Source organism: Arthrobacter sp. K4-10C (assembly GCF_059090085.1).
In genome coordinates this window covers 1-26,466 of sequence record NZ_JBNHFI010000017.1, presented here as the reverse complement: position 1 = coordinate 26,466, position 26,466 = coordinate 1, and the positions used below count along the sequence as shown (strand labels likewise).

General features: G+C 66.4%; 28 protein-coding genes and 1 pseudogene. 11 read left to right on the top strand and 18 right to left on the bottom strand.

Going from position 1 to position 26,466, the window contains the following annotated elements; all coding sequences use genetic code 11:
- Nucleotides 1–456: 456 nt before the first annotated feature.
- The 5 genes from rpsN to AC5RUU_RS19195 form a co-directional block, all read right to left on the bottom strand.
- On the bottom strand, nucleotides 457–762 hold the full coding sequence (gene rpsN / locus AC5RUU_RS19215) for a 30S ribosomal protein S14 (RefSeq protein ID WP_009358853.1): 306 nt from the start codon (nucleotides 760–762) through the stop codon (nucleotides 457–459).
- Between the two features lie 3 nt (nucleotides 763–765).
- Nucleotides 766–933: a 50S ribosomal protein L33 gene (gene rpmG / locus AC5RUU_RS19210; protein WP_003798558.1), complete on the bottom strand. Its 168-nt coding sequence runs from the start codon at nucleotides 931–933 to the stop codon at nucleotides 766–768.
- Nucleotides 933–1,169 carry a 50S ribosomal protein L28 gene (gene rpmB / locus AC5RUU_RS19205; protein ID WP_009358852.1) on the bottom strand — a complete coding sequence of 79 codons (237 nt, stop codon included), beginning with the start codon at nucleotides 1,167–1,169 and terminating at the stop codon, nucleotides 933–935. Before rpmB ends, rpmG begins: the two co-directional genes overlap by 1 nt.
- 272 nt (nucleotides 1,170–1,441) lie before the next feature.
- On the bottom strand, nucleotides 1,442–2,203 hold the full coding sequence (locus AC5RUU_RS19200) for an SGNH/GDSL hydrolase family protein (RefSeq protein ID WP_493976800.1): 762 nt from the start codon (nucleotides 2,201–2,203) through the stop codon (nucleotides 1,442–1,444).
- A 49-nt stretch (nucleotides 2,204–2,252) separates the two neighbouring features.
- On the bottom strand, nucleotides 2,253–2,732 hold the full coding sequence (locus tag AC5RUU_RS19195) for a MarR family winged helix-turn-helix transcriptional regulator (RefSeq protein ID WP_493976799.1): 480 nt from the start codon (nucleotides 2,730–2,732) through the stop codon (nucleotides 2,253–2,255).
- Between the two features lie 103 nt (nucleotides 2,733–2,835).
- Between AC5RUU_RS19195 and AC5RUU_RS19190 the strand changes: the two genes are divergently transcribed.
- On the top strand, nucleotides 2,836–3,123 hold the full coding sequence (locus AC5RUU_RS19190; RefSeq protein ID WP_493976798.1) for a YciI family protein: 288 nt from the start codon (nucleotides 2,836–2,838) through the stop codon (nucleotides 3,121–3,123).
- On the opposite strand, the gene AC5RUU_RS19185 is transcribed toward AC5RUU_RS19190, so the two are convergent.
- The 7 genes from AC5RUU_RS19185 to AC5RUU_RS19155 form a co-directional block, all read right to left on the bottom strand.
- Complete coding sequence (locus AC5RUU_RS19185; RefSeq protein WP_493976797.1) at nucleotides 3,120–3,926, bottom strand: SGNH/GDSL hydrolase family protein; 807 nt, start codon at nucleotides 3,924–3,926, stop codon at nucleotides 3,120–3,122. The genes AC5RUU_RS19190 and AC5RUU_RS19185 overlap by 4 nt on opposite strands.
- Nucleotides 3,927–4,116: 190 nt before the next feature.
- Entirely contained in the window at nucleotides 4,117–5,157 is a 1,041-nt protein-coding gene (locus AC5RUU_RS19180) for a siderophore-interacting protein (protein WP_493976796.1), read from the bottom strand.
- Nucleotides 5,154–5,969: an ABC transporter ATP-binding protein gene (locus AC5RUU_RS19175; RefSeq protein WP_493976795.1), complete on the bottom strand. Its 816-nt coding sequence runs from the start codon at nucleotides 5,967–5,969 to the stop codon at nucleotides 5,154–5,156. The genes AC5RUU_RS19180 and AC5RUU_RS19175 overlap by 4 nt, the downstream gene beginning before the upstream one ends.
- Before the next feature lies 1 nt (nucleotide 5,970).
- Nucleotides 5,971–7,044, bottom strand: a complete 1,074-nt coding sequence (locus AC5RUU_RS19170; RefSeq protein WP_493976801.1) for a FecCD family ABC transporter permease — start codon at nucleotides 7,042–7,044, stop codon at nucleotides 5,971–5,973.
- Nucleotides 7,045–7,064: 20 nt separating this feature from the next.
- The gene (locus tag AC5RUU_RS19165) at nucleotides 7,065–8,156 is read right to left on the bottom strand and encodes a FecCD family ABC transporter permease (RefSeq protein ID WP_493976794.1); all 1,092 of its coding nucleotides are present in this window, start codon (nucleotides 8,154–8,156) and stop codon (nucleotides 7,065–7,067) included.
- Between the two features lie 10 nt (nucleotides 8,157–8,166).
- Nucleotides 8,167–9,270 (bottom strand): iron-siderophore ABC transporter substrate-binding protein, encoded by a 1,104-nt coding sequence (locus tag AC5RUU_RS19160; RefSeq protein ID WP_493976793.1) that lies wholly within the window; start codon nucleotides 9,268–9,270, stop codon nucleotides 8,167–8,169.
- Nucleotides 9,271–9,355: 85 nt separating this feature from the next.
- On the bottom strand, nucleotides 9,356–9,631 hold the full coding sequence (locus AC5RUU_RS19155) for a hypothetical protein (protein ID WP_493976792.1): 276 nt from the start codon (nucleotides 9,629–9,631) through the stop codon (nucleotides 9,356–9,358).
- Between AC5RUU_RS19155 and AC5RUU_RS19150 the strand changes: the two genes are divergently transcribed.
- Nucleotides 9,630–10,124 carry an FBP domain-containing protein gene (locus AC5RUU_RS19150; RefSeq protein ID WP_493976791.1) on the top strand — a complete coding sequence of 165 codons (495 nt, stop codon included), beginning with the start codon at nucleotides 9,630–9,632 and terminating at the stop codon, nucleotides 10,122–10,124. The two genes, AC5RUU_RS19155 and AC5RUU_RS19150, sit on opposite strands and share 2 nt — an antisense overlap.
- 137 nt (nucleotides 10,125–10,261) lie before the next feature.
- On the opposite strand, the gene AC5RUU_RS19145 is transcribed toward AC5RUU_RS19150, so the two are convergent.
- Nucleotides 10,262–10,843: a TetR/AcrR family transcriptional regulator gene (locus AC5RUU_RS19145; protein WP_493976790.1), complete on the bottom strand. Its 582-nt coding sequence runs from the start codon at nucleotides 10,841–10,843 to the stop codon at nucleotides 10,262–10,264.
- A gap of 22 nt (nucleotides 10,844–10,865) precedes the next feature.
- On the opposite strand from AC5RUU_RS19145, the gene AC5RUU_RS19140 reads away from it, so the two are divergent.
- Entirely contained in the window at nucleotides 10,866–12,056 is a 1,191-nt protein-coding gene (locus AC5RUU_RS19140; protein ID WP_493976789.1) for an MFS transporter, read from the top strand.
- Here AC5RUU_RS19140 and AC5RUU_RS19135 read toward each other — a convergent pair.
- From AC5RUU_RS19135 to AC5RUU_RS19125, 3 genes are read right to left on the bottom strand one after another with little or no spacing between them, the layout of a single operon-like run.
- Nucleotides 12,053–15,529 (bottom strand): ATP-binding protein, encoded by a 3,477-nt coding sequence (locus AC5RUU_RS19135; protein WP_493976788.1) that lies wholly within the window; start codon nucleotides 15,527–15,529, stop codon nucleotides 12,053–12,055. The genes AC5RUU_RS19140 and AC5RUU_RS19135 overlap by 4 nt on opposite strands.
- A complete protein-coding gene (locus tag AC5RUU_RS19130; RefSeq protein ID WP_493976787.1) occupies nucleotides 15,526–16,425 on the bottom strand; it encodes a DUF4194 domain-containing protein in 900 nt (299 codons plus the stop codon). The genes AC5RUU_RS19135 and AC5RUU_RS19130 overlap by 4 nt, the downstream gene beginning before the upstream one ends.
- Complete coding sequence (locus AC5RUU_RS19125) at nucleotides 16,418–17,875, bottom strand: DUF3375 family protein (RefSeq protein ID WP_493976786.1); 1,458 nt, start codon at nucleotides 17,873–17,875, stop codon at nucleotides 16,418–16,420. Before AC5RUU_RS19125 ends, AC5RUU_RS19130 begins: the two co-directional genes overlap by 8 nt.
- Before the next feature lie 229 nt (nucleotides 17,876–18,104).
- Between AC5RUU_RS19125 and AC5RUU_RS19120 the strand changes: the two genes are divergently transcribed.
- From AC5RUU_RS19120 to AC5RUU_RS19110, 3 genes are all read left to right on the top strand, one after another.
- Nucleotides 18,105–18,407: a hypothetical protein gene (locus AC5RUU_RS19120; RefSeq protein ID WP_493976785.1), complete on the top strand. Its 303-nt coding sequence runs from the start codon at nucleotides 18,105–18,107 to the stop codon at nucleotides 18,405–18,407.
- Between the two features lie 62 nt (nucleotides 18,408–18,469).
- Nucleotides 18,470–20,470, top strand: coding sequence for an acyl-CoA dehydrogenase family protein (locus tag AC5RUU_RS19115; protein WP_493976784.1), 2,001 nt, complete (start codon nucleotides 18,470–18,472; stop codon nucleotides 20,468–20,470).
- Between the two features lie 64 nt (nucleotides 20,471–20,534).
- Complete coding sequence (locus AC5RUU_RS19110; RefSeq protein ID WP_493976783.1) at nucleotides 20,535–21,353, top strand: TIGR04086 family membrane protein; 819 nt, start codon at nucleotides 20,535–20,537, stop codon at nucleotides 21,351–21,353.
- A 42-nt stretch (nucleotides 21,354–21,395) separates the two neighbouring features.
- Here the strand turns inward: AC5RUU_RS19110 and AC5RUU_RS19105 are convergent, their stop codons facing one another.
- Complete coding sequence (locus AC5RUU_RS19105; RefSeq protein ID WP_493976782.1) at nucleotides 21,396–21,791, bottom strand: YchJ family protein; 396 nt, start codon at nucleotides 21,789–21,791, stop codon at nucleotides 21,396–21,398.
- A gap of 163 nt (nucleotides 21,792–21,954) precedes the next feature.
- Between AC5RUU_RS19105 and AC5RUU_RS19100 the strand changes: the two genes are divergently transcribed.
- From AC5RUU_RS19100 to AC5RUU_RS19085, 4 genes are read left to right on the top strand one after another with little or no spacing between them, the layout of a single operon-like run.
- Nucleotides 21,955–22,737 (top strand): hypothetical protein, encoded by a 783-nt coding sequence (locus tag AC5RUU_RS19100; protein ID WP_493976781.1) that lies wholly within the window; start codon nucleotides 21,955–21,957, stop codon nucleotides 22,735–22,737.
- Nucleotides 22,738–22,764: 27 nt separating this feature from the next.
- Nucleotides 22,765–23,769 carry an aldo/keto reductase family protein gene (locus AC5RUU_RS19095; protein ID WP_493976780.1) on the top strand — a complete coding sequence of 335 codons (1,005 nt, stop codon included), beginning with the start codon at nucleotides 22,765–22,767 and terminating at the stop codon, nucleotides 23,767–23,769.
- A 49-nt stretch (nucleotides 23,770–23,818) separates the two neighbouring features.
- Complete coding sequence (locus tag AC5RUU_RS19090) at nucleotides 23,819–24,946, top strand: sulfite oxidase (RefSeq protein ID WP_493976779.1); 1,128 nt, start codon at nucleotides 23,819–23,821, stop codon at nucleotides 24,944–24,946.
- A 48-nt stretch (nucleotides 24,947–24,994) separates the two neighbouring features.
- On the top strand, nucleotides 24,995–25,378 hold the full coding sequence (locus tag AC5RUU_RS19085) for an RNA-binding S4 domain-containing protein (RefSeq protein WP_493976778.1): 384 nt from the start codon (nucleotides 24,995–24,997) through the stop codon (nucleotides 25,376–25,378).
- A gap of 46 nt (nucleotides 25,379–25,424) precedes the next feature.
- Here the strand turns inward: AC5RUU_RS19085 and AC5RUU_RS19080 are convergent, their stop codons facing one another.
- Nucleotides 25,425–25,937 carry a hypothetical protein gene (locus tag AC5RUU_RS19080; RefSeq protein WP_493976777.1) on the bottom strand — a complete coding sequence of 171 codons (513 nt, stop codon included), beginning with the start codon at nucleotides 25,935–25,937 and terminating at the stop codon, nucleotides 25,425–25,427.
- A 227-nt stretch (nucleotides 25,938–26,164) separates the two neighbouring features.
- Between AC5RUU_RS19080 and AC5RUU_RS19075 the strand changes: the two are divergent.
- Nucleotides 26,165–26,466: pseudogene (locus AC5RUU_RS19075) on the top strand (HNH endonuclease); the annotation flags it as partial.

Genomic DNA, 26,466 nt, shown 5'->3' with positions numbered 1-26,466 from the left:
TCCAAGATCGCTCCGGAGCAACTTTTCAAACTTACCCGACCACCCACCCCGACGCAAATCCATATCCCAGGATTCCCACCGGCAGGAAGACCGCCCCCACCACTTTCCAGCACTCCAAGGAGCCACCAGATTTTGGCTTTATTTTAGGGGTTTGGCCGCCCGCGGTAACCAGCTCTTCACTGTCTCCCCCGCGGCGACTTAGAAAACAATACACCCCGGCCAACCCCGCCGCAAATCGCCCCGGGGCGGTCATAAAAACCGCGGAAATCCGGGGCAGAAGAGGCCAGGAAGGGCACCTGGGCGCGCTCCCGCCGTCGTAATTCTTCTATGTGTGCTGCAGCACAGCACCCGCGTGGAGACAGGCCATCCCGAAGGCCCGGGCGTTAAACCAGAAAGGGCCGGCAACCGTGATGGTTGCCGGCCCTTTCCCAAGTAGCTGGAATCAGCCTTGCGGGATTACCAGGAAGACTTGGTGATGCCCGGAAGTTCGCCCTTGTGGGCCATGTCGCGGAAGCGGACACGGGAGATACCGAACTTCTGGAAGGTACCGCGGGGGCGGCCGTCGATGATGTCGCGGTTACGCAGACGGATCGGGGACGCGTTGCGGGGCAGCTTCTGCAGGCCCAGGCGGGCCGCTTCGCGTGCTTCGTCGGTTGCGTTCTCGTCAACCAGGGTCTTCTTCAGCTCGAGGCGCTTGGCAGCGTAACGCTCAACGATGACCTTGCGCTGCTCGTTGCGAGCAATCTTGGACTTCTTAGCCATGGTTTAGCGCTCCTCTCGGAATTCGACATGCTGGCGGATCTTGGGGTCGTACTTCTTCAGGACCAGGCGGTCCGGGTCGTTACGACGGTTCTTGCGGGTTACGTAGGTGTAACCCGTGCCCGCAGTCGACTTGAGCTTGATGATCGGACGTACGTCCTTGTCCTTTGCCATTAGAGCTTCACCCCACGAGCCAGGATCTCGGCGACGACTGCGTCGATGCCGCGTACGTCGATGGTTTTGATGCCACGTGCAGAGACCTGCAGCGTGACGTTACGGCGCAGGGACGGAACCCAGTAGCGCTTCTTCTGGATGTTCGGATCGAACCGACGCTTGTTGCGGCGGTGCGAGTGCGAAATGCTGTGCCCAAAGCCCGGCTCGGCCCCGGTCACTTGGCAGTGTGCTGCCATGACTTCTCCTCAAGAATTGAATGTAATGATCCGCATATCTGCTGCTGGACCATGCTGCTAAGGGCGACCCGAAATGTAGAAGGGCGAACGGTTAGTCACGCAACTTGAGCCCCTAACTACCGGCCGCCCTGGAGAAACTACCGGGCAACCGGAGCAATTGCGCACGCTCCGCGCACTTAGCGCCTACCAAGTCTACGAGTTCACGCAATTAAAGACCAATCCGGGCCGAATGGGTGTATAAGCAGCGCCGACGGCGGTGCCACCTCGCACGCCTAGGGCCGGGTCAGCTGGGGGTACTTGGGCGAGAGGTTGTCGCCGGACGACTTGCCCGTTACGCGGCGGACCACCCACGGGCCGGCGTATTCCCGGAACCACCGCGCGTTGGCCCGGATCGCCTCGGTCCCGGTCAGTTCCGGAACCGGCGTCATGGGCGGGATGTCGATGGAGTGGTCATACTTGAGCACCTCCAACACCCGTTTGGCCATATTGGCGTGCCCGGCCGAGGACATATGCATCCGGTCGCGGGCCCACATGCCCCAGTCGTAGTACTCACTGAAGCGCCAGTAATCCACCAGTAGGGCACCGTGATCGCCTGCGATGCCGCGGACCAGCTCGTTGTAGATGGCTGTGCGTCCGCGCATGGTGCCGAACACTTTCGACCCGCGGGCGTCGAATCCGGTGAACATAACCACTGTGGCGCCGGTGGCAGCCAACTTGCGGACGCCGTCGTCGTACTCTGCCAGCAGGTCGTCAATGTCGATGCGGGGCCGGAGGATGTCGTTGGCGCCCGCGTAGATGCTCACCAGGGTGGGTTTGAGTTCGACGGCGGCGTCCACCTGCTCAGCCAGGATCTGCCGGAGTTTCCTTCCGCGGATGGCGAGATTGGCGTAGCCGAAACCGGGATCCACGGCGCCAAGCTGTTCGGCCACACGGTCCGCCCAGCCCCGGACGCCGTTGGGACGGCTGGGGTCGTCGTCGCCCACACCCTCGGTAAAGGAATCGCCAATGGCTACGAAGCGGGAGGTGAAATCCATAGCGGCTAGTTTGCCATCCGTTGCCGGGAGCAACCAACTGGCCGGGGGACTAGTTTTCGCGCAGGATCCAGTGGTCGGCGTCCAGGCGGCCCACCACCTTCTCGCCGATTCTGGCCAGGTCCAGGACGTCCTGCTCCGTGAGGGCGTCAAGGAAGAGGTCGCGGACCGACTCCACGTGGTCAGGCGCCAGCCCAACGATGGTTGCCATGCCCTCCTCGGTGAGGTGCGCGATGGTGACACGGGCGTCGTGGGGGTGCGGCCGGCGCTCCACCCAGCCGCGCTTCTGCAGCTTGGTCACCACGTGCGAAAGCCTGGACAGGGATGCACTGCTGCGGGCGGCGAGCTCGCTCATGGGCAGGAACCGCTCATCCGCCTCCGACAGCATGGCCAAAACCGTGTAGTCGAACAGCGACAGTTTGCCGGCAGCATGCAGTTTGGTGTCGAGGGCTGCGGGAAGCAGGGTGTTGATGCTGACGAGGGCCAGCCAGGCACGTCGTTCGTCGGCGTTGAGCCACCGCGGTTCGGTCATTTCCTTATTCTACGATTGATCTTTCAAGCGACGCCCCCGTCGCGACGCCGCCCGCCACGCGCCGTCGAGTCAGGCGGCCAGCCGCCCCGGTAGGCTGAAGCGCATGTATGTTGTCTCCCTGAGCTACCGGGTTCCGCAGGACATCGTCGATTTCCACAATGACGCGCACATCGCCTGGCTGCAGAAAGCATTCGAGGACGGCGTCTTCATCGCCGCGGGCCGCAAAGTTCCACGGACGGGAGGCTTGCTGCTGTCCCGGGCGGACCGCGCGACGCTGGACGCAAGCCTGGCACAGGACCCGTTTTACTCCAACGGCGTGGCCGACTTCGAGGTGGTGGAGTTCCACGCAGGCCGGGTGGCGCCGGGCTTCGAGAACCTGCTGGACAGTTAGGTCTTTTCCGCCGCGGCGCGTGATTCTGCCGCCAGCTTCTTCAGCCCGCCTTTCGCGGGGACTTTGACCGGTTCGGGCCAGCGCGGAGTGAGTCGGTCGCCCAGGGTGATGCCCCGCAGTTTGCGTCCGAAGAGCGGCAGGACCCAGTCGTTGACCCAGCGCCGCTGGCGGCGTTCCCACTCCCGCAGGGTGAGCGGGGTTGGCGGTTCCCAGTCCTTTGGCCTGATCTTGTGCGGCACTCCGAGCTGGTCCAGCACCTGCCCGGCCAGGTACTTGTGCCCGGCCTTGGACATGTGGAGCCGGTCCGAGTCCCACATCCGCGGGTCGTGGAAGGCGTCCAGGCACCAGTAATCCACCAGGACGGCGCCGTACTTGGCGGCGATTTCACGGACCCGCTCGTTGTAGAAGGCGTTGCGTCGCTTCAGCGGTTCGAGCAGCGCAGACACCTTGACGTCGAACCCGGTAAACAGGACCAGCGTGGCCCCGGTTCCCGCCAGCTGCCGGACGAGCCCTTCGTAGTCAGCCATGAGCATGGCCATGTCGGTCTTCAGGTCGAGGATGTCGTTTCCGCCCGCGTAGAGGGTGACCAGCGTGGGCTTCATCTGCAGGGCCTGCGCCAGCTGCTCCTCGATGATGTGCCGGAGCCGCTTGCTTCGGATGGCCAGGTTTGCATACCTCCAGCCCGGGTGGGCCTTGGCCAGCTTCTCGGCCACCCTGTCAGCCCAGCCCCGCACCCCGTTGGGCAGCCGTTCGTCCCGGTCCCCCACGCCTTCCGTGAACGAGTCCCCAAGGGCAACAAACACCCGGCGTCCTCTCTGGGGAAGCACAGGCTCAGGCACCACCCGCACAACCTAGCGTGGGAAGGAGAAGAACGTACGACGCCGGGATGAACAGCAGGTGCAAGAGCGTCCGCGTTATGGGCGCAAAAGGTGAAAGAGCGTTGTGGGTTATGCCGCAGGATCTGCGAGAGCGTTGGGTGGCGTGCCCAACCGGTTATCCCTCGGCTTTGCCCTGCCTCCAGTAACCCATGAAGGCGACCTGCTTCCGGTCGATGCCCACGTCCCGGACGAGGTACCGGCGCATGTCCTTGATGACGGCTGCCTCGCCTGCAATCCAGGCGTAGAAGGGCATGGCACCGGCGGGCATGTCCGGGTTCTTTGTGGCGATGATCTCGGAGGTTTCCATCCGTGAAGGGGTTTCCCAGAGGATGTCCACGTCCACGTTGACGTCTTCGGGCTCGGGCCCGGCACCGCCGTCGACCTCTTTGATCCCGACCCAGCCGGGCACGGGCACGGCTTTGCGGACCGCTTCCTGGAGCAGTTCGCCGTGCGGACGGGACCGTCCGATCTGCGCTCCGCGCGCGAGCCAGGTGATTTCGACGTCGGCGGGTGAGCTGAGTTCCAGGAAGTCGCCGGCCTCGGGCACCTCGAGGAAGGCGTGGCCGGTCATGTACCCGGGCAGGCTTTCCAGGATGGCGGAGATGGCGGGGATGGCCGTTTCGTCACCGGCAAGCAGGACGCGCTGGGCCAGGCCGGGGCGCCATTCGATGCCGGAGTAGATTTCTGCGGTGACGCAGTGGGCGGCCCGGTTGTTGGGGCCGATGATGGTGATGGCGTCGCCCGGCTTTGCGTTGAGGGCCCAGTTCGCGGCGGGCCCGCCGTTGCCCTGGTTATCGAAGTGCATGGCGAAGTCGACGTCGATCTCCGGATACACGGCGTCCAGCCGGGACTGCCGCACCGTGTAGGTGCGCATCGAGCCACGGACTGCGGGATCCATGGCCAGCCACTCGCGGTACCAGCCTGCCTGGGCCATCTCAAAGACCGGCAACGGAATCTGTGTGCCGTCGGCTGCGAGGGACGGGATCATGAGTTTGATCCGGAGGTCAAGGGTGTCCCCGTGGACCCCGAAGTCCCGAAGGGAGTACCCCCCGAACGTGATCCTGCGGAAATTGGGGCTGAGTTCCCGGACCGAGGACACGGTGACCTCGAACGCCAGGGTCATCGGCTCTGTGGACGCAACTTCTCGTGTCTTCATGAAACAAGCTCCAGTTCGGTGGCGGGGACGTGGTGGCGGCCGATGGGAATGATCAGCGGGGTTCCGGACACGGGATCCGGGATGACCCGGGAGTCAAGGTTGAACACGTTGCGCACCAGGCTTTCGGTAACCACCTCCCGCGGGTTGCCCACGGCCACCACCGCGCCGCCCTTCATGGCGATGACGTTGTCCGCATAGCGGGCGGCGAGGTTGAGGTCGTGCAGGACGATGGCAACGGTGGTGCCGCGCTTGCGGTTCAGGTCCGTCACGAGGTCCAGGACCTCCACCTGGTGGGCGAGGTCAAGGTAGGTGGTGGGCTCATCCAGCAGCAGGACGTCGGTCTCCTGGGCGAGGGCCATGGCGATCCATACCCGCTGGCGCTGCCCGCCCGAGAGTTCGTCCACGTCGCGCCCGGCGAGGGCCAGCGTCTCGGTCGCTTCCAGCGCGCGCTGCACCGCGGCGTCGTCCTTGTCGCTCCAGCTGCGGAAGAAGCCCTGGTGCGGGTAGCGGCCGCGGCCCACCAGGTCGCGGACCGTGATCCCGTCCGGGGCGGTGGGGTGCTGCGGCAGGAGGCCAAGGATGCGCGCCAGCTCCCGTGCGGGGCGGGCGTGGATGTCCTTGCCGTCAAGCGTTACGGTGCCGGCCGCGGGTTTGAGGAGCCGGGACAGGCCGCGGAGCAGCGTTGATTTTCCGCACGCGTTGGCGCCCACGATCATGGTCACCTTGCCCTCGGGGATTTCGGCGCTGAGGCCGTCCACCACGCAGCGCTGATCGTATTTCAGCGTCAGGTCCTTGGCGTTGAGAACTGCCACGTCAGGCGTCCTTTCGGTTGGCGGTGACCAGGAGCCACAGCAGGAAGGGGGCGCCGAGCGCGCCGGTGATCACGCCGACCGGCAGGACGGTGCCGTCCAGCAGCAAGGGGGCAAGGTTGGCGGCGAAGTAGTCGGCCGCGAGGACAATGAGCGCTCCCACCAGGGCCGACGCCGGCAGGCTGGCCTTGCCGGCGAAGCGGCGGGCGATCGGCCCGGCCAGGAAGGCGACGAAGGAAACGGGGCCGGCTGCCGCCGTCGCCACTGCCGCCAGGGTGACGGCGATGATCACCAGGGCGAGGCGGGATGCGTTGACGCGGATGCCCAGGCCAGCGGCAGCGTCGTCACCGAGCTCAAGGATCCGCAGCGGCCCGGCGATGATGGCGGCCGCGGGGATGAGGACCACGAGGGCGAGGAACAGGATGCCGGCCCGGTCCCAGTTGGCGGAATTCAGGGAGCCGTTGAGCCAGACGAGGGCGTCGGCTGCGGTGCGGATGTCGGCGCGGGTCATCAGGAAGTTGACCACTGCGTGGAGGGCGGCGGCGATGCCGACCCCGGCGAGGACCAGGCGGTTGCCGGCAGCGTTGCCGCGGCTGGTTCCGCGCAGGGTGCCGCCGGCGGAGATTGCGTAGATCAGTGCGGCCACGGCCAGGGCACCGGCCAGGGCGGCGCCGGAGACGACTGCTCCGGATGCACCGAAGATGACGATGGCGATGACCGCCGCGGCGCTGGCCCCGTAGCTGATGCCGATGATGTCGGGGCTGGCGAGCGGGTTGCGGAGCATGGTCTGGAACAGGGCACCCGCGAGTCCGAATGCGAGGCCGATCATGGTGCCGGTCACTGCCCGGGGCAGTTTGTTCTCCATCACGATGAAGCTGGCACCGGGGATTTTTTCACCGCCGGTCAGATGCGCAACCAGGATTTTGAAGAAGTCCGGGATGGTCACGGTGTAGCTGCCGAGCAGGACGTACACCGCGAAGAGGATGACGACGGCGGCAGCCAGTACCGCAGTTCGGTTCAGCACGCGGGATGGCAGAAAAAGCCGATGTTTGTGCCCGGCACTGCTGCTGGGTGCCATCTCGCGGGGCTTGAGGAGTGTCACAGTCCGGCCCCCTTGCCGCAGCGGACCAGCCAGACGAATACGGGTGCGCCCACCAGGGCAGTCATGATGCCGGCCGGAACTTCGCCGGGGAGCAGCACCACGCGGCCGATGATGTCGGCAGCGAGCAGGAGTACCGGGGCCGCCACCAGGGAAAACGGCAGGATCCAGCGGTAGTCGGGGCCGGTGAGGAAGCGGACGGCGTGCGGAACCACCAGGCCCACGAAGGCGATCGGCCCGGCAAGGGCCGTGGCCGTGCCGCAGAGCAGGACGATGCCCAGGGCAGTCACGGCGCGAGTCAGGCCCACCCGCTGCCCCAGTCCCCGGGCGATGTCGTCGCCGAGGGCAAGGCTGTTGAGGATGCGTCCGGTCAGGAGCACAATGACAACGCCGACGGCCAGGAAGGGTATCCCGGGCAGGACCACCGACCAGTCGCGGCCGGCAACGCCGCCTACCTGCCAGAACCGGAAGCGGTCCAGCGTGTCCTGGCTTGAAACCAGGATGACGTTCATCAGGGAGTACAGGCCGGCACTGAGCGCGGCCCCGGCCAGGGCAAGTTTGACGGGCGTGGCGCCTTCCCGGCCCAGCGAAGCGATGAGGTACACCACGACGGCGGCAATCGCCGCCCCGGTGAAGGCGAACCAGATGTAGCCGGAGAACGAGGCAACACCGAAGAGGTAGATGCCGGTGACCACGGCCAGCGCGGCTCCGGCGTTGACGCCAATAATGCCGGGATCGGCGAGCGGGTTACGGGCGACGCCCTGCATTGCTGCGCCGGCAAGGCCCAGCGCGCCGCCGGCCAGCAGGCCAAGCACGGTTCGGGGGATGCGGGCGTGGACCACTGCGTGGTCGCCGTTTGCGGGGTCGAAGGACGTAAGTGCCTCCCACACGGTGCCGAGGGGAAGGCCCCTTGCACCAATGGCCAGGGACGCCCCGGCCAGGATCGCCAGTACGGCGACGGCGGCCAGCAGCCAGGCGGCCCGCCTCCCCCCGGAGGCGGCGCCCCGGAACAGACCCTTCGGTCCTTCCGCCGGCGCCCTGGCGCCGGTGTCCCCTCCGCGGGAGGCCGCCGTCGTCGTACTGTGCGTCATGGGACGGTGCTTACTTCGCTGCGCCGGTGGCTTTATCCACTGCGCCCGCAAGCTGCGGCAGGAACGTGTCCAGCGACCACGGCAGGCTCAACGGGGAGGCGGCGGAGATGGACAGCGTCAGGGTGTTGTCCGAGTCGGCGACCAGGGCACCGTTCTTGATGGCTGGGATCTGGCCGAGCAGCGGATCTGCCTTGATGGCGTCGGCCGTGGAAGCGTCCGGAACCCAGGTCACGAAGACGTCGGAGTCAAGCTCGTTGGCCTTTTCTGCGGACCACAGGATGAAGAATTCCTTGGAGCCCTTGGAGTTGTCCTCAACCACGGGAGCGAGCTTCATGCCGATTTCCGAGAGGAAGCGGGGGCGGTTGTCGTTGGCGGTGTAGACGTTGACGCCGTCGCCCTTGGCGGGCTCGAGGTTGCCGTAGATGAAGCTCTTGCCCTGGATCTGCGGGAACTCGGAGACCTTTTCCTTGATGGTGGCCTCGGTGTCCGAGATCAGCTGGGTGGCTTCGGCGTCCTTGCCGAGGGCCTTTCCAATGATGGAGGTGGAGTCCTGCCAGGAGGTTCCGTAGGCCAGCTCAGGGTGCGCCACAACGGGGGCGATCTCGGTGAGCTTCTTGTAGTCCTCCTCGGTCAGGCCGGAGTAGGCGGCGAGGATGACGTCCGGGGTGAGCTTGGCGATCTCGGTGAAGTTGATGCCGTCAGCCTCGGAGTACTGGACCGGGGCCTTGTCGGATCCGAAGCCGGCGCCGAGCTTTTCGAGTGCTGCGTCCTTCCAGGGGGTGGAGCCCTGGTCGTTGCCGCCCCACTCATTCTTGGGGACGCCGACGGGAACAACACCCAGTGCAATGGCGACGTCGTCATTGACCCATGAAACCGTGGCTACCCGGGTGGGCTGCTTTTCGATGGTGGTCTTGCCGAAAACATGCTCGATGGTGACGGGGAACTGAGAGCTGCTGGAGCTGGAAGCGCCGGCGTCCGTAGTGGAGGAGGCGGGGCCAGTGGAGCAGGCGGAGAGAGTGAGCGCCGCCGCGGCCAGAACGGCCGTGGCTTTGCCGGCCGACTTGAACAGCATACGGCGCGTGGCACTGGGCCCGGAGAAGAGGGGGGAAGTCACGGAACTCCTTAAGTGAATGAAGCGAACCCGAGTAAGGCTAGCCTATCCTTGCAGCGATTACGCAAGGTTTTCGTAACTTATTCCTCTACGTGATGAAGACCACAGCACGTGGGGCGTCTTGGGTTCTTGGACAGGCAGCGCCGCTTTTGGCAGGATGGCAGTGCCGGATCCCCTGCGGGGGATTGCCGGCAAGCCGGTAAGAGATGGGGAAACCAGGAGCAATGCGCACGCCGAAGGCCTTGAGGGCCCTTGCTGCCATGGAAAGCGGGGTGGCCGCTCTGGCCTGCTCCGCGGAGAACAGCTGACTCTCCACGCCCTTTTCCCCGTACTCCGGGGCTCCCATCTTTGAAAGTTCAGCCATGCAATCAGTCACGCCCCAACAGATCCGATCCTCCTTCATCAACGCCAGCCGCTCCGAGGCAGCAAAACTCACCCTCCCCAAGGATTTCGATTCCCTGGACTGGGACAAGCTCGAGTTCCTGGGCTGGCGGGACGAGAAGATGCCCCTCCGCGGATACCTCGTGGTCCCCGGCCCGAAGAACCTCACCGGCATCATGCTGCGCGCCCCCGAGGGTGGCGCCCGGAAAAACCGTTCCGTGCTCTGCGAGCTGTGCAGGGACGTGTTCTCCAAGGAAGACGTCCTACTATGGGTGGCCAGGCGCGCCGGTCCGTCCGGACGAAACGGCAACACCGTGGGCACGCTGATCTGCGCCGATTTCCTGTGCTGCGGCAACGTTCGCAAGGAGCCGCCGGCCAACGAGATCAACCCTGACCCTGCCGCCGTGGTCCTCCGCCAAATTGAGGGACTAAAAGACCGGACCGCCCAGTTCCTGGCCCGGGTACAGGCGAAGTAGCCGAAGCGCGCGGACATTCACCCGTGCAGCACGAAGCCCTTCCCCGCCGACCGTGGGGAAGGGCCCGGTGGGCGGGTACGGCATCTGCGGTCAGCAACGAACCACGGGTTGCACAAAGATGCGGCCGCGAACCGCAGTCAGGTCCTGTTGCGTTGAGCCAGCCGGGCATCAATGAGAGCACCGGCAACCCGGCGTGCACTTGTTGTTCCGTACCCAGTTCCACGGAGCCTCATGGCCAGGACGCCGGTGACCAGGAGCAGCAGTTCCTCGGCCAGCGCCTTGGCCTGCCGGCCGACAACCGGCACGGCGAATTCGGCAAGCCGGGTTTGAAGCGCATCCGTGTCTGCCCGCACGGCTTCGAGGATTTCGGCAGGCGTATCGGCATACTCAGCAGCAGAACCCAGGAATGCGCACCAGCGCGCACCTCTGGGGCGTGCCCTGAACTCGTCCAGTGCATCGAAGACCGCCAGCAATTTTCCCCGCTCTGTCGCCTGGCGCTCGATGGCCTGGTCCCATGTGTCGAGCCAGGCTTTATGTCGCCTGTTCAGGGCGGCTGCGACCAGCGCTTCCTTACTTGGATAGCCGCGGTAGAGCGTTGCCGCCGACACCCCGGCCCGGTCAAGGATCACGTCGACCGGTGTAGCGGCAATTCCGCGGGTGAAGAAGAGCTCGTCCGCGGCATCAAGCAGCTTTGCCTCAGTTCTTGAACGGATTCCCATAGAAATAGCCTAGGCTATCAAAATGAAACGTACGTTTTCGTTTGTGCGGGTCGGCGATGGCCTGCTGCTTGCTGCGGGCACTACCTTCATCGCAATCACCTATGGTTTGGTCCGCATGGCGTACGGCCTCTTTCTTCCGGATGTGCAGGCCGAACTCTCCTTCGATGCAGCCGCGGCTGGCCTTATAGCGTCCGGGGCGTCCCTGTCCTACTGTGCAGGTGCGCTGATTGGTTTACGGGCGGGTGCGGCCCGCCCCCGCCGGCTCGTCGTAGGGGCGGCCCTATGTGCCGGCATTGGCGCCGCGGGCATGGCCGCAGCGACGCAGCCGGGCGTTTTTGCCCCTTTCGCGATCCTCAGCTCAGCCGGTGCCGGCCTTGCATCACCTGCCCTCGTATCCATCGTCGGACGCAACGTCGAAAGAGGGGACAACAATCGCGCACAGTCAATTGTGAACGCAGGCAGCGGGCCGGGACTGATTATGGCCGGCATGCTGGCATTGGTACTTCTCCCTAACTGGCGACTCCCCTGGTTCATCGTGGCGGGCCTCACCATGGTGGTTGCGGTCCTGGTCCTACGGCTTGATCGGGAGCGCACCGGCCGCCCGATTGACGAGAATAAGCTTCCGCCCGCATCGTGGTTCGGCGCCCACTGCAATATCATCGCGGCTGCACTCTTGATGGGCGCCGGCTCCGCTGCCGTGTGGACCTTTGGACGAGCCCAATTGGTCGGTTCCGGTGCCAGCGGGCCTGTTTCGGCCGGGGCATGGATAGCCCTAGGCCTCGGTGGGACCGCCGTGATCGCCACTGCACGGTGGATGAGCCATTTCCGTCCACAGGTCGCGTGGGCGCTCAGTGCCTCCGTGGCTGCCGGTGCTACTGGGACGCTTGGAGTAGCGTCCGGCCTGACCGCCCTGGCCCTACTCGCCTGCGTTGCTTTCGGGTGGGGCTATACCGCCGCCACAGGAGCGCTTATCGCATGGACGCTGGAACACGACTTCGAACGTGCCGCAACGGGCACATCCCTGCTGTTTGTCGCCCTTGTCATTGGGCAGGCCCTCGGCGCAACGGCCGCAGGTGCAGTTGCCGCTGTCTGGGGGCTCGCTGCCGCTTTCGTACTGGCAGCCGTAGTCACCGGCCTGGCAGTGGTCGTCCCGCAGGGGTCCAGAACCGTGAAGGTTACGCCCCGGCCCGAACGACAGGGGGCTCCGGATTAACGCAGGACGATGTCCACCGGGTTGGCCTCCGACCGCCAGGCCCCCTCTTCGCCCGGCCTCGGCCGGATGACGGGAGCGGTCAGGACGCCGGAGCGGTTGGTGCGCCTGTCCCGGAGGATCTCAGTGACCGAGCCCAGGTGCCGGGACAGGTCGATCACATTCTCCGGGGCGGCGAGCAGCAGCTGGAACCCGAACTCGTGCAGCGCCTTGATGCCGGCGCCGGCGAATTCCTCGGAGGCCAGGACGAAGGCTTCATCCATCATCACGGTGCCGTACGTGGTGAAGCCCTGCTCGGCGATTCCCAGCTGGTAGCTCAGCGCGGCGGCCATAATGAAGGCGGTGAAGCGCTGCCGCTCGCCGCCGGACATGGACCCCGTGTCCGCGTGCATGAAAACCTCGGACTTCTTGCCCGCTTTTTTGCCCGACGCCGCGTCGGTCACCTCGCGGTGCTCCTTGCACTGGATGAACAGGTGCCCGCGGACGTCCAGCACCTCGGCCCGCCAGCGCCGGTCCTCGGGCGCCTGCGAACCCAGCCGCTTGACCAGGGCCTCCAGTGACTTGTAACGGGCGGTGAGCTCGTCGTCGTCGTTCTTTTCCGCGCCCGCGGCATCCATCCGGCCGGCCTCGGAGCGCGGAGACCTGGTGTGGCGGGCCTTGAGGGCGTTCTGGATAGCGTCCTTGAACTGCTTGGCGGTGGGCGGCAGGGTCTGCTTGATGTCCAGTTCCAGGTAGCTGCCCTCGTGGAAGTTCACCTGCGACAGGATGCCGTTCAAGGGCAGGATCCTGCTGGTGATGGAGCGGCGTTCCTCGTCCAGCAGGTGCAGCAGTGTGCTGAAGGACTCGTGCGTGCGCTGGTTGAAAAACTGCCTGAACTCGGCCTCCTGGGCCGGCAGTCCGTCGCTGACAATCGCGTGGTAGCGGCTTTCGAAGTCGCTTGCCGCGCCGATGGTGGTTCCATGGTCGGCCGAGATCGCGCTTCCCCACTCGCGCACGAACCCCTCGAAGATCCGTGTCAGCCGCTCGGCGGTGGCCTGGCCGCGGGACTCCGCCGCGTGCAGTTCACCCAGGAGCGCAGTCCGCACCCGGTTGGCCAGGTTGTCCAACTCGTGCATCTCCGTCACGTCGCCGAAATCGGCGAAGTACGGCTCCAGCGCGGCCACGGTGGCGTCCGACGGCGGCGCCTGGGCCAGGCGTTTGCGGGCGCCTTCCAGCAGGGAATCAGCCGCGGTGAGCTGCCGGTCCAGGGCCTTGTACTCGCTCTGCAGGACCGCGGCGGACTCGGTGCTGGACTGGTGCTTCTGCCGCACCTCCTCGATGGTGGCGCGGAGCGGTTCAAGGTCGGCCTGGGCGGCCAGGGCGTCCTTCAGCCGCTGCTCGATGCGCGCCAGTTCGTCCGCGGCCACCACCGCAGACACCTGCTCCCAGGGCCGGTCGTCTTCCGCAATCCGGCGCAAGGCGTCCAGTTGCCGGCTCATGCCCTGGTGCGAGTCCTCACGGCTCTGCGCCAGTTCGGCGGCTTTGGCCACCTCCTGCCGGAGGTCCTCCACCTGGCCCGCCACGAGTTCCAGCTTGGCGGCGTTGTCGAAGCCGAGGACGTAATCCTGGCGGCTGGTGAAGCGGTCGTCCTTTTCCACGGTGTGGCGGTTGCGCTTGACCACGCCGCCCAGGCTCAGGCCCTTATCCAGGCCGGCCAGTTCGTCCGGATCCTCCACGCAGGGGTAGGCAAAGTCCACGGCGATCCGTTCCCGGATCCAGGCCCCGGCTTCAGCGGCAGCACCGCTGGCGAGGATGTCCAGCTTGGTGAGCAGGTCGCCGTTGCGCGCGTCCTCCACAGCCATTGCACCGCCGGGCAGTGGCTTGGAAACATCCACTGCCCGCAACGCACCCCGGACGTTGTTGTCATTCAGGTACCGGGTCACCGCGGCGAAGTGCTCGCCGGGAACCAGCAGCGTGGTGGCGAGGCTGCGGAGCGCACGCTCGGCCGCGGGCCGCCAGCGCTCCTCCCCCTCAGCCAGGTCCATGAGCTCACCCGCGAACGGCATCCGGTCCTCCGGGATGCCGGTGTCGGCAGCAATCGCGGAACGGTTTTCAATGCTCGACGGCGGCAGCAGGGACTTGCGCGTCTTCAGCGAGACGAGCTCCTGCTCAGCAGCGGCCAGCTCGCGCTTCTTCGTCGCGTGGGCGTCAAAGGCCTCAAACCGCAGCTCCTGGAGGGCCTGCGAATCGTCCTTCAGCTCAGCCGACCGGGCTGCCGCCTGCTCATGCGCCTGCTCCCAGCCCTCGGCCGACCACTCAAGCCGCAACCCGGCGTCGGCGAGCGCCTGCTGTGCCGCCTCCTCCACTTGCCGCCGGAGCTTCAGCCCCACCCGGGCGTTCTCAAGCGACTGCTCGATCGCGGAAATCGCGTTGCCGCCCTGGCTGTTGTAATCGGTCTCCAGCTGGCGGAGTTCCTTTGCAAGGCCGTCGCGGACCGTCCGCTCAGCGCCGAGCTCCCTGGCTTTTGCCTGGGCCAGCTCCTTGAACCGGGCCAGCGTCTTCTCGTGGACAGTGACCGCCAGCCGCTGCCGGTATGCCTCAAACTCCCCGCCCGCCAGCTCCCGGAGCCGGTTCGCGTCCAGGAGCGACTGCGCGTACTCCCGGTTCAGCCCCGGGACGGGAGCCAGCTGGTCGCGCTGCTGCCGGACGTCCTCCAGCCGCTGCCGGATGGACATCAGGTTGCTGAATTCCTCCACCACGTCATCCGCAGCGGCCAGCGTAGCCGGGGCATCCAGGACCTGGTCGCGGAAGAACGTGTTGACGCTTCCGCCCAGCCCCTTCCCGGCCTGGATGACCCGCAGCAGCGGAAGGGCCTGGTCCGAATTGATTCCCAGCAGACGGCGGAAGCGCTCCGCGAAAGCCTTGTGCACGTCGAAGACCTGCGCGTGCGGGAAGGTTGCCTCGAGGACAGCCTTGGTAAACCGCTTGTCCGCGATACCCTCGACAGCTTCCAAATCGAGGGGCGTGTTGTCGATCAGATAGAAGCGGCCCACGCTGGATTCGGTGCCGTTCTTTGGCAGGTCGAACAGCGCCGAAACCGTAACCTTGGTGCCGGCGGCATTGTCGAACGTCAGCGCGACGGCGGACCATGTGGCACCCGGGCGCTGGAACGCGCTCGCCGATCCCTCGCCCACGGCTTTATCGCCCACCTTGCCGCGCATGTACGTGAACGTGGTCCGCTTGTCCTCCAAGGCCCCGCCCGAGCGTTGGGCCGCCGCCTCGTTGGACCGCGGCCGGGCATCGAACACCCGCAGCATTGCATCGAACAATGTGGACTTGCCCACGCCGGAGTTGCCTGTCAGCAGCGTGCCGTCCCGGTCCACGTGCATCGTGTGCGCTCCGTGGAACGTTCCCCAGTTGACCACCTGTACCAGCGCAAGCCGCATCTGGCCCGGGTTCGTCACCTCGCCCATCGGAAGCATGCTGGCGATACTCACTTGGCGCTCTTTTCCGTGGCTGGGGCCGGGTACGACGACGGCGCTGCCGCCCCCACCCCTTCGCCGTCGTCGTCGTTTTCTTCCTCACCTTGGGAATCCGCACCGTCCTCGTCCGGCGCGTCACCGCCGTCGAGCTCTATCAGTGCCTCTGTGCCGGTGGGGTCCGTCGAGGCGGCTACGAGGGCCTCGATGTGGGCCGGGATGTCACCGATGTTTTCGAAGGGGAGGGCCAGGGGCAGGGCGTTGGAGATGGTGTAGACGTCATCCAAACCGGTAGGAAGCAGGAGCTGGCGGGCCAGGAGCTTGGTGATGGCCCGGGTGACAACATCCGAATCGCGGAGGGCGTCCTGTTGGCCGGCGGGCTGATAGTGGGCCACCAGGTCCGCAATTTCCTCGCGGGTGATGGTGGGGTCGGTCTGGGCCGTGACGTGCCGGTCCAGCAGCAGGCGCAGCCGGAGCAGCACGATGGTCTCCACCCGGCTCAGCGCACGTTGCTGCCGCAGGATGCTGGAGCGGACGCTGCCCCCGATCACCTCCGGATCCACCGGGCGCAGGACCGCGATCTTCCGCTCGTGGTCCAGCTGCATGGTGAGGAACAGCTCGGACAGCCGGCTGCGCAGGATCACCTGGTTGTCCAGCAGCACGGTCCACAGCTTCTCGTCCCGGCCACCGTCGATGTAAGGGCCCTTCAGCAGCTTCACCAGCGCCTGCCGCACCTTCATGGGCAGCACGCCGGTGTCCCCGGGGAACAGGGCGGCGCCGTCGATGAAGGTGTCGCGCGGGGTGACAGCGCCGATGGCTGGGCTTGTCCGGGTTTCGCTCCCCATCTGCTCAACCACCGGGTCTTCGGTGGCACGTTCAACTGCCGGAGCCGCCGTGGTGATTTCCTCAGTCATCAGAATCCTTTGCGAGCGTGACCACCGGAAGGTAGGCCCTCCGTGTGGTGCCGTCTATCTGTTCAAAGTCCAGGCCGTCAACGGCTTCACGGTTAAAGGCCGCGCCGGCGTGGAGGGCATGCGAGAGGAGTGCCCGGATCGAGTTGATGTGCTGCTCCTCGGGCGGCAGGTTTTGCCACGCCTCGGCCAGGGTCGCCGCTCCGGCCATGGCCGACCTGATGGCCTGGGGCTTGGCCTTGCCCGTCCGCACCGGGCGCACCCGGTCCGAGTCGCTGAAGGCGATGGGGTCCGCGAGTTTGGGCGGGGCGGCGAACTCGTCGGGGTCGAAGAGTTTCACCATGGAGAGGGACTCGAAACCCGCGTTGTAAAGGACCGGGCCGGGTACCAGGCCCGGGCGGTCACGTTCGTAGGGAAGGGACCGGATGGCCTGCTCAGCTTCGCGCAGGACCTGGCGGAGCCGGACAGACTGGCGGAAATCGTCACTCTGGATGTAGGTGTTGAGGCTTTCGCTGAGCTTGCCGTAGATGCGCTGGATCTGGCTGTGCTGCTGGCGCAATTCAGCCACCAGGTTCTTCAGGGTTTCGCGGTCTTCGGGCGACAGGTCGTCCGCGAACTGCCGGCTCAGCACCTCCCCGATGGCGGAGCGGAACCTCAGCTGCTGCTGCGGGTCCTCAAGGAAGGCCGTGAACGAACGGAAGGTCCTGCCCTCCGGGCTCTGCCGGAGCCGCTTGTCCGCCTCCAGCACCTGGGCCATGGTGGCGCCCTTGGACAGGGATTCCTCGATGATCTGGTTGCGCAGCTCGCCCACCAGCTCCTCGATCCGGTCACGCATCTTCTTGTAGTCCGCGGGCAGGCTCGCCGCGAGGTCCAGGATGTTGCCGGCGGCCTCCACCGCTTCGTCGTCGTCCAGCAGCCCGTCGAACTCGCCGCTGCTGATGTCCTGGATCAGCTGCTGCCGCTCTTCAATCTCCTCTTCCAACGACTCGAGGCGGGCGCTCTGGTCCGGGTTGGTCTCGTTGGCCAGTTTCTCCACATCACCCAGCAGGGTGCCCAGGCGGGACCCGTTTAGTGTGGAGCGTTCGCTGGAGAGGCTGTCCAGGAAGGCAAGCACGCGGGCGGCGGGCTCGGTCACCTCGTACACAATCCTGCCCGACTGGTTCCGCCGGGTCAGGAACTGGCGGCGCGTCCATTCATCGCCGAAAGACTTCCCGTTGGCTCCACCGCCCAGCCCCGGCTCCTGCCGGCGCAGCTCCTCAAGGAACGAGTCGACGTCGGCGTGGAACTCCTCCAGCGGCAGCTGCGGGCGGGTACGCGTGAAGGATGCCTGGAGCACCGCGATCACCCATGGCGCCGAACGCGTCAACGCCCAGGCAGGCCCCTTGGTGAGGAGTTCGAGGTCCCGGAGCCGGGCGCTGATCGCGTCAGCGGATGACCTGGCGGAGCGGGGCACACACTCTCCTTGGGCTGTTTGCGGGGCGGGGGCGGCGGCAGGAACGGAAAACTGCCAGCTACAAGGTTAACCCAGTGGCCGCGACCGCTTTGTGACCTACTGCGCCGTAGGGTTTCGATCCCATATCAACAGCGGTTTCCGGCTGCCGCGGCTCTGGTCCCCCGCGAAGAAGTACCCCTACGCTTCTGCTACTGATCTTCGCCACCGCAACGCCGCAGCAGGGGGATTCATGCAGTTCGACCTAAGCACACTGGAAACCAGCACTCTGGTCTTTATCGGAACGCTGGTCTTCGCCTTCATGCTGGCCGCCTTCGTCCTGGCCGCAGGGTTGGTTGCCCTGGTGCTGCTGGGTGCCGGAAAGCTGACCTGGGTGGTGGTTGTGAACACTCTCCTGGCAGTGGTCCACGGCATCAACGCGTCCTGGGACCGGCTGGTGCACCACGCCGCCACGGTGGACGTTTCCGGCGAGCTTCAGGCGCAGGCCGCCCCTAGCACCGGAACTTACCCGCGGGTAATATTGAGGGACAGCTGAAGGGTTCTCCAAACCCGGCGGATCCATGGCTACACCGGCCACTCCGGCCAAGGAGATAACCCATGACCTCCGCAACTGAGTCCCCGTCCACCGACGCTCCGTCCGAAGAAACCCCCGTACCCGCCGGCAACATCGGGGCGGGCGCAACCGCCGCCGACGCCCGCGCCGTCACCGAGGCTGCCCGCCAAACGGAGTGGGACCGTCCAAGCTTCGCCAAAGGCCTGTATCTGGGGAGCTTCGACCTCAGTCTGGTCCACCCCTGGCCCACCCCGGATCCCGGGGACGTGGAGCGCGGTGAAGCCTTCATGGACCGGCTCACCGCGTTCTCCCGCACCATGGACGGCCGTGTCATCGAGCGCGTGGCGAAGATTCCGGACGAGTACATCCGCGGCCTGGCCGATCTCGGTGTCTTCGGCATGAAGATCCCGCAGGAATACGGCGGCCTGGGACTCTCCCTGGTGTACTACGGACGGGCGCTTGCCCTGCTGGGCAGCGTCCATCCCAGCCTGGGGGCCCTGCTCTCGGCACACCAGTCCATCGGCGTGCCGGAGCCGGTCAAAGTGTTCGGCACCCCCGAGCAAAAACGGGAGTACCTGCCGCGCTGCGCATCAGGCGCCATTACCGCGTTCCTCCTCACGGAGCCGGACGTGGGCAGCGACCCCGCCCGGATGGGCAGCACCGCAACGCCAACCGACGACGGCGAGGCGTACCTTCTGGACGGCGTGAAGCTTTGGACCACCAACGGGGTGATCGCCGAACTGGTGGTGGTGATGGCGGTAGTACCGGCGCACACCGGGCCCGACGGAACCAGGCACAAGGGCGGGATCAGCGCTTTCGTGGTGGAAATGGACTCTCCTGGCATCACAGTGGAAAACCGGAACGCCTTCATGGGCCTGCGCGGCATCGAAAACGGCGTCACCCGGTTCCACCAGGTGCGCGTGCCCGCCGCAAACCGGCTGGGGCGCGAGGGCCAGGGGCTGAAGATTGCCCTCACCACGCTTAATACCGGACGGCTTTCCATTCCCGCCATTTGTGTGGCATCGGGACGCTGGAGCCTGAAGATCGCCCGCGAATGGTCCAACGCCCGCACGCAGTGGGGAAGGCCCGTGGGCGAACATGAGGCCGTGGGGAAGAAAGTTGCCTTCATCGCCGCCTCCGCGTTCGCCCTGGACGCCGTCTTTGAACTCTCCGCCGAACTTGCCGATTCCGGCCAGAAGGATGTACGCATCGAAGCCGCCCTTGCCAAGCTGTGGGCAACGGAGATCAGCTGCCGGATCGCGGACGAGCTGGTCCAGATCCGCGGCGGGCGCGGATTCGAGACGGCGGAATCACTGGCCGCACGCGGCGAACGGGCCGTGCCGGCCGAGCAGCAGCTGCGGGACCTGCGCATCAACAGGATTTTCGAGGGATCCTCTGAAATCATGCGCCTGCTGATCGCCCGGGAAGCGGTGGACGCACACCTGGCGGCCGCGGGCGACCTCGCGTCAATGGATGCCAGCCTGTCGGACAAAGCGAAGGCCGCCGTCGGCGCTTCAGGCTTTTACGTGAAGTGGCTGCCCAAACTCGTGGCCGGGGCCGGGATGGATCCGCGTTCCTACAGCGAGTTCGGCCGGCTGGCCAAACAGCTGCGCTTTGTGGAGCGCTCGTCCCGCCGGCTGGCCCGGCAGACCTTTTACGGCATGGGCCGCTGGCAGGCCAAGCTGGAGCGGAAGCAGGCATTCCTGGGCCGGGTGGTGGACATCGGCGCAGAGCTGTTCGCCATGACCGCCTGCTGCGCGCGTGCCGAGATGCTGCTGCGCACGGCGCCGGAAAAGGCCGCGAGCGCCTATGAGCTGGCCGAGGCGTACTGCGAGCAGGCGCGGGTGCGGGTGGAGGAGTACTTCGACCAGCTGTGGCGGAACACCGACGACGGCGACCACGGATTGACCCGCAGGGTCCTCGCCGGAGACTACATGTGGCTGGAGGAAGGGGTCCTGGACCAGTCCGAAGGGACCGGTCCGTGGATTGCCGATGCCTCTCCGGGTCCCTCCACGAAGGACAACCTGCACCGCAGGTACCGGTAAAACCGCAGGTCACAAAATAGTAAGCACGCTTGCTATCGCCTCGGGTCGATGGTTGAGTTGAGCCATGAGCAGCTCAACGGACCCAGAGAACCTGCCTCCGCGGCGAGCCCGGGAGGATGACACCCGGAGCGGAAGCTACCGCGCCGGGGACGCGGACAGCCAGAGCACGCGCTCCTTCGACCAGGTGCCGGCAGCAGAGGCCGGACCGGCCGCCACGTATTCGGAGCGGCCTGCCGACTATGCCGGGCAGGACTATACCCCTGACACCGCTGCCCCGGCCGTCGATCCCAACCTCAGCGACCGGCAGACCGCAGTGGCGCGGGAAAAGGAACAGTTCGGCGGAATCAAGGTGGGCTCTGCCTTTTTTGGCTGGCTCACCGCTACTGGCATGGCGGTCCTGCTGACCGCCCTGGTGGCGGCCGCGGGAACTGCAGTGGGCCTTGCCAGCAACACAGACGTAAACGAAGCAATGAACCAGGCTGCCCAGAACCAGGGCACGGTGGGCCTGGTAAGCATCATCGTGCTGCTGGTGATCCTCTTCCTGTCCTACTACTGCGGCGGCTACGTGGCGGGCCGGATGGCGCGTTTCAACGGCGCCAAACAGGGCATGATGGTTTGGATCTGGGCACTGGTCGTGGCAATCCTCGTATCCATTCTCGGCCTCGTGTTCGGCCAGCAGTTCAATGTACTGGCCAACCTGAACAGCTTCCCCCGCATCCCCATCAATGAGGGCCAGCTGACCACCACCAGCATCATCGCCGCCGTCGTGGTTGCTGCTGTGGCCCTGGTGGGCGCCGTCCTGGGCGGACTCGCCGGCATGAGGTTCCACCGCAAAGTGGACCGGGCCGGGTTTACCCCGGACAGCGACTACGCGGACGAGTAAGCCGGTGGGCAAGCCGTGGCTCCACCAGTCCTGTTCCACCCCTCAGGCGAGGACATCTCCGTCCATGTAGTACCAGCGGCCGTCCTCCCGGACGAACCTGCTGACCTCGTGCAGGACCCCGCGCCCGCTGCCGTGCCGGTAGTGGGCCTTGAACTCGACCGTCCCGCTGGTATCGAACGGACCGCCGCCGCTGGTGGACAGGATGTCCAGGCGGCGCCAGTCCATCCCGGGATCCGGATCGAGGGTGGCGGGGGCCTTGCCCGGGTGCCAGGTGCGCAGCAGGTAGCTCCCGTCGAGGAGCACAAAGGCGCTGTAGCGGGACCGCATGAGCTGCTCGGCGGTGCTTGCCTCCGCCAAGCCGGAGTGGAACCGACCGCAGCACTGCCCGTACTGCTCCCCGGACAGGCACACGCAGTTTTCCCCTGGACTTTTTGTCATACCGGGATGCTGTCATATCCGGTAACAGCTTTGCTACAACCCCGGATCCCCGGCCCCCGGCGGCGGCGCAGAACATCAAAAATCCGTATGGTGGAGAAGGTGCTGCCGCATAGGCACAGTGGCGCGGGCGCGGTTTTCGTTGCCTGCAGAGAGGAGAGGTGACGTGGACAACCCGGATACGCTCATCCTCAACCTGACGTTCCTGGGCACCGTGGGCGTGGCCTTCCTGATGTTTTTCCTCCTCTTTCTCCTGGGCGCCATCACCCTGGTGCTCGCGGGTGTGGGACGGCTGGCCGCGATCGTCCTGATGGGCCTGTTCGGCAGGCGCCCCCGAAAGGACTCCATCCCGCTGGTACAGCTCTACGGGACCCGGCTCCAGGACCGGAGGGACGCGGCCGACGACGGTGCTGCCGCCGCGCCCGCTTCCGGCCCGGCACGCCCCGGGCTGCTTGCCCGCACCTTCAGAAAAGCCTCCGCGGGGAACAGCGACGGGCGGCAGCCGCGCGACTGGCGCGCCGCGCTGAAGCCCGCACACCTGAAGTCGGCGCTGCGCACCGCCGTCGAACATCACCCCGCACTGACCGCCGCCCGCCGTGAGCCGCCCGTGCTGGCCGAAGACTGGGCCTCGGCTGTGGCTGAGGCCGACGCCCGGGCCATGGCACGGGCGCGCGCAGCGTCCCCGGAGATCAAGCTTTCGGTGCGGGACCTGCCGGATCCGCAGGTCCCGGCCGAGAAAGTGGCCGAGGTGGCCCCGCTGGTGGAGTCCGCCCTGCACAACCACCGGCCGCTGCGCGAGGTTCCGAGGTCCTTCAAGAAACCCCCCCACCCGCCATCCCTCGCGCCGCTGGACACCGGATCCCTCGTATCCTTGTCCGGCCCGCAGCAGGTACTCAGGGAAACGGCGCCGGGCAGCGGACCCACGAACGGCAAAAAGCCCTTACCCTGAGCAACCATCTGGGCTAGCGTGAAACCCATGGAATTCAGATACCTCGGAAACAGCGGTTTCAAAGTCTCGGAAATCACGTTCGGCAACTGGCTTACCCACGGCTCCCAGGTGGAGAACGACGTCGCCGCCCAGTGCGTGCGGGCCGCACTGGACGCGGGCATCAGCACCTTCGACACAGCCGACGTGTACGCCAACACGGCAGCGGAGACCGTCCTCGGCCAGGCGCTGAAGGGTGAGCGCCGCGAATCCCTGGAAATCTTCACCAAGGTTTACGGACCCACCGGACCCAAGGGCAAGAACGACCTTGGCTTGTCCCGCAAGCACATCATGGACTCCATCAACGGCTCACTGCGCAGGCTGCAGACCGACTATGTGGACCTCTACCAGGCCCACCGCTACGACTTTGAAACGCCGCTGGAAGAGACCATGCAGGCGTTCGCGGACATCGTCCGGCAGGGCAAGGCGCTCTACATCGGCGTGAGCGAGTGGACGGCCGGGCAGCTGCGCGAAGGCCACGCCCTCTCCAGGGAGCTCGGCTTCCAGCTGATCTCCAACCAGCCCCAGTACTCCATGCTCTGGCGGGTCATCGAGGCCGAGGTGGTGCCGGCGTCGGAGGAGCTGGGCGTGTCCCAGATCGTCTGGTCGCCCATGGCCCAGGGCGTCCTCAGCGGCAAGTACCTCCCCGGCCGGCCCGCTCCGGAAGGCAGCCGGGCCACGGACGAGAAGGGCGGTGCCAAGATGATCGAGCGCTGGATGCGCGACGATGTGCTGTCCGGGGTGCAGGACCTCAAGCCCATCGCGGAGGAAGCCGGACTCTCCATGCCGCAGCTGGCCGTCGCCTGGGTGCTGCAGAATCCCAACGTGGCGTCGGCAATCGTGGGCGCCAGCCGGCCGGAGCAGATCGCGGACAGCGTGGCTGCTGCCGGCGTGGCGCTGGAGCCGGAGGTCATGAAGAAGATCGACGACGCCATTGGCTCGCTGGCCGAGCGCGATCCGGCTAAAACCAAGTCCCCGGCCAAGCGGGAGGCGTAGCCTGGGAAGGGACGTTGACGCGCCGCCAGGGCGGGCGTAGACCTGTGGCATGACGCAGACTTCCCGATCCGAGCAACCCGCCGCTCCGGCTAGAGTCTTGGAGGAGCAGGCCCCGCCGGGGGCCGGACCCACCACCGGCCCCCTGACCCGGGAAGAGCTGCAGCTCTCAGCCCGGAACCACTCCATGCCGCTGGAGGCGCTGCGCCGGGATGTCACGCCGCCGGGGCTGCATTACGTCCTGACGCACTTCGACATCCCGGACCTCGACGCCGCTTCCTGGCATCTGAGGATCAGCGGCGCCGTGGAGCGCGCGTTGGAGCTGAGCATGGCGGCGCTCCGCAAGGACCCCGCCATCACGGTGCCCGTCACCCTGGAGTGCGCCGGGAACGGCCGGTCGCTGCTCTCGCCACGGCCCATGAGCCAGCCGTGGGTCCAGGAAGGGGTGGGCACCGCGCACTGGACCGGCGTTCCCCTCGCTTACCTCCTGGGCAAGGCCGGCGTGCTCCAAAACGCGGTGGAAGTGGTCTTCACGGGCGCCGACGCCGGGGTTCAGGGCGGCGTCCCCCACCATTACGCGCGGAGCCTGCCGATCCGCGAAGCGCTGCGTGCCGACGTCGTACTCGCGTACAAAATGAATGGCACCGAGCTGCCGCCCCAGCACGGCTATCCCCTCCGCCTCGTGGTCCCCGGCTGGTACGGCATGGCCAGCGTGAAATGGCTCGCGTCCATCGAGGTGGTCACGGCCCCGTTCGCCGGGTACCAGCAGCAGGTCGCCTACCGCTACCAGGACTCCGCAGACGACGCCGGCACTCCGGTTTCGCGGATCAGGGTGCGTTCGCTCATGGTGCCGCCGGGCGTCCCGGACTTCTTCACCCGGAAGCGCATACTGGGTCCGGGCCCGGTGCTCCTGCAGGGAAGGGCCTGGTCGGGCGAGGGTGCAGTCACCGGGGTGGAGGTGGGGATCGACGGCACTTGGCTGCCCGCCCAGCTGGACAAGCCGGCCGGCGGGTTCACGTGGCGGAAGTGGACGCTGCCGTGGGTGGCGGAGCCTGGCGAGCACATTCTGTCCTGCCGTGCAACGGACGCCACCGGCGCCACCCAACCACTGGAGCAGAACTGGAACTACCAGGGGATGGGCAACAACATGGTGCAACGGGTCAGCGTGACAGTGGAGTGAGACTGCACTGAATGCCGGCGCTCGCTGGCGTTATACTCGGTGCCAGCCATGACCAGCCTTCCTTCCTCCCCCGCCAGCGTCCGCATTGATGCCTGGCTGTGGGCCATCCGCGCCTACAAGACCCGTTCCGCCGCCACGGCAGCCTGCCGTGCGGGGCACGTCCGGCTGAACGGCAGCCCCTCCAAAGCTTCTGCCACCCTGGTGGCCGGCGACACCGTGACTGTCCGGATGCCGGGGTACGAGCGCATTCTTGAAGTGCGGCGGCTCATTGCCAAGCGGGTGGGGGCGGAAGCGGCCTCGCACTGCTTTACCGACCACACACCGCCGCGGCCACTCGCGCCGGCGCTGGGCCTGCCGCAGCGGGACAGGGGCACGGGCCGCCCCACCAAGAAGGACCGCCGCGAGATGGAACGGCTCCGCGGACCTGCCTGACTGGCAGGACGCCGGAACTCCTGCCTGCGCCAATTTGGTCGTGCCGTCAGAGGCCGGTCTTTGTGCGCGCCTGCACGAGGTTGGCGAACGGCAACTTCCCGAATTCCTGCAGGAAAGCTGCGTGGTAACCGGCTTCCGCATCGTTCAGCTGTTCCGCCGCCAGTTCCTTCCAGGCGATTGACAGCGATCCTGCATCTGCGAGCTGCCAGATGGCCCGGCCGTCCCAGTGCCCCGGCGGCTTTCCCTGCCCGAAGTCCACAAATTCCTGAACCTGGCGGCGGAGACCCCGGTTGCCCTTGCTTCCAGGCCCCGCCTTTCCGACGTAGAGAACGACGGCGGCGTCCACCCATTCTGCGGTGAGCGCGGGTTCGGGGAGGGACGGGTTCTTCTTCTTGAAGACGCCGGCGGTGCTCTTCCCAAGGAAGCGCGGCTGGAAGCCTGCCGGGGCCACGACGACGAAGAGGCCTGTTCCCTGCGGGATCCGCATGGGGTCGAGGTCCTGGATAGGGCGGAAACCGGCGAAACCTCCGGCCTTCAGGCCCTTCCTGGTGAACTGCATAATGCCATTGAACAGCACCCGCCGGCCGTTGCAGTGTTCCGTTTTCCACATAGGGGTTTTGGGTGGCCGGGGTTGTCGGTGGGTGCTGGAAGACTTTGTTTATGGAGGCGTTTGGGGCATCGGCAGGGGTAGTCGCGGGGGTACCTTCGGGGCGCGGTGGTGCTTCGGCGGTTGCTGATGCTTTCGCGGTCCTGGCTTCTTTCCGTGTCGCCGGCGATGGTGCGGGGATGATTGACCAGCTGCGGGTGCTGGAGGATGTGAAGTCGCTGCCTGCTGCCCGGCAGGCCGAGATCAGCGTCGCGTTTGATCAGGCGCAGCGGCGGGAGCAGGCCGCAGCAGGTGTCCCGGCCGATGAGGTGGGTGCGGGGGTCGGGGCGCAAGTTGCGCTGGCGCGCCGGGAGTCCCCGGCGAGGGGCGGCAGGCTGCTGGGCCTGGCCAAGGCACTGACGGGGATGCCGCACACGTTCGTGGCGTTCCGGTCGGGGTTGTTGAATGAGTGGCGGACCACGCTGGTGGTGAGGGAGACAGC

Coding starts and splice junctions, on each gene's coding strand:
- AC5RUU_RS19140 (WP_493976789.1), top strand. CDS start 10,866: ATGAAACGTACGTTTTCGTTTGTGCGGGTCGGCGATGGCCTGCTGCTT.
- AC5RUU_RS19180 (WP_493976796.1), bottom strand. CDS start 5,157: ATGAAGACACGAGAAGTTGCGTCCACAGAGCCGATGACCCTGGCGTTC.
- AC5RUU_RS19115 (WP_493976784.1), top strand. CDS start 18,470: ATGACCTCCGCAACTGAGTCCCCGTCCACCGACGCTCCGTCCGAAGAA.
- AC5RUU_RS19150 (WP_493976791.1), top strand. CDS start 9,630: ATGCAATCAGTCACGCCCCAACAGATCCGATCCTCCTTCATCAACGCC.
- rpmB (WP_009358852.1), bottom strand. CDS start 1,169: ATGGCAGCACACTGCCAAGTGACCGGGGCCGAGCCGGGCTTTGGGCAC.
- rpsN (WP_009358853.1), bottom strand. CDS start 762: ATGGCTAAGAAGTCCAAGATTGCTCGCAACGAGCAGCGCAAGGTCATC.
- AC5RUU_RS19095 (WP_493976780.1), top strand. CDS start 22,765: ATGGAATTCAGATACCTCGGAAACAGCGGTTTCAAAGTCTCGGAAATC.
- AC5RUU_RS19190 (WP_493976798.1), top strand. CDS start 2,836: ATGTATGTTGTCTCCCTGAGCTACCGGGTTCCGCAGGACATCGTCGAT.
- AC5RUU_RS19080 (WP_493976777.1), bottom strand. CDS start 25,937: ATGCAGTTCACCAGGAAGGGCCTGAAGGCCGGAGGTTTCGCCGGTTTC.
- AC5RUU_RS19165 (WP_493976794.1), bottom strand. CDS start 8,156: ATGACGCACAGTACGACGACGGCGGCCTCCCGCGGAGGGGACACCGGC.
- AC5RUU_RS19195 (WP_493976799.1), bottom strand. CDS start 2,732: ATGACCGAACCGCGGTGGCTCAACGCCGACGAACGACGTGCCTGGCTG.
- AC5RUU_RS19200 (WP_493976800.1), bottom strand. CDS start 2,203: ATGGATTTCACCTCCCGCTTCGTAGCCATTGGCGATTCCTTTACCGAG.
- AC5RUU_RS19155 (WP_493976792.1), bottom strand. CDS start 9,631: ATGGCTGAACTTTCAAAGATGGGAGCCCCGGAGTACGGGGAAAAGGGC.
- AC5RUU_RS19090 (WP_493976779.1), top strand. CDS start 23,819: ATGACGCAGACTTCCCGATCCGAGCAACCCGCCGCTCCGGCTAGAGTC.
- AC5RUU_RS19170 (WP_493976801.1), bottom strand. CDS start 7,044: ATGGCACCCAGCAGCAGTGCCGGGCACAAACATCGGCTTTTTCTGCCA.
- AC5RUU_RS19120 (WP_493976785.1), top strand. CDS start 18,105: ATGCAGTTCGACCTAAGCACACTGGAAACCAGCACTCTGGTCTTTATC.
- rpmG (WP_003798558.1), bottom strand. CDS start 933: ATGGCAAAGGACAAGGACGTACGTCCGATCATCAAGCTCAAGTCGACT.
- AC5RUU_RS19145 (WP_493976790.1), bottom strand. CDS start 10,843: ATGGGAATCCGTTCAAGAACTGAGGCAAAGCTGCTTGATGCCGCGGAC.
- AC5RUU_RS19105 (WP_493976782.1), bottom strand. CDS start 21,791: ATGACAAAAAGTCCAGGGGAAAACTGCGTGTGCCTGTCCGGGGAGCAG.
- AC5RUU_RS19085 (WP_493976778.1), top strand. CDS start 24,995: ATGACCAGCCTTCCTTCCTCCCCCGCCAGCGTCCGCATTGATGCCTGG.
- AC5RUU_RS19110 (WP_493976783.1), top strand. CDS start 20,535: ATGAGCAGCTCAACGGACCCAGAGAACCTGCCTCCGCGGCGAGCCCGG.
- AC5RUU_RS19130 (WP_493976787.1), bottom strand. CDS start 16,425: ATGACTGAGGAAATCACCACGGCGGCTCCGGCAGTTGAACGTGCCACC.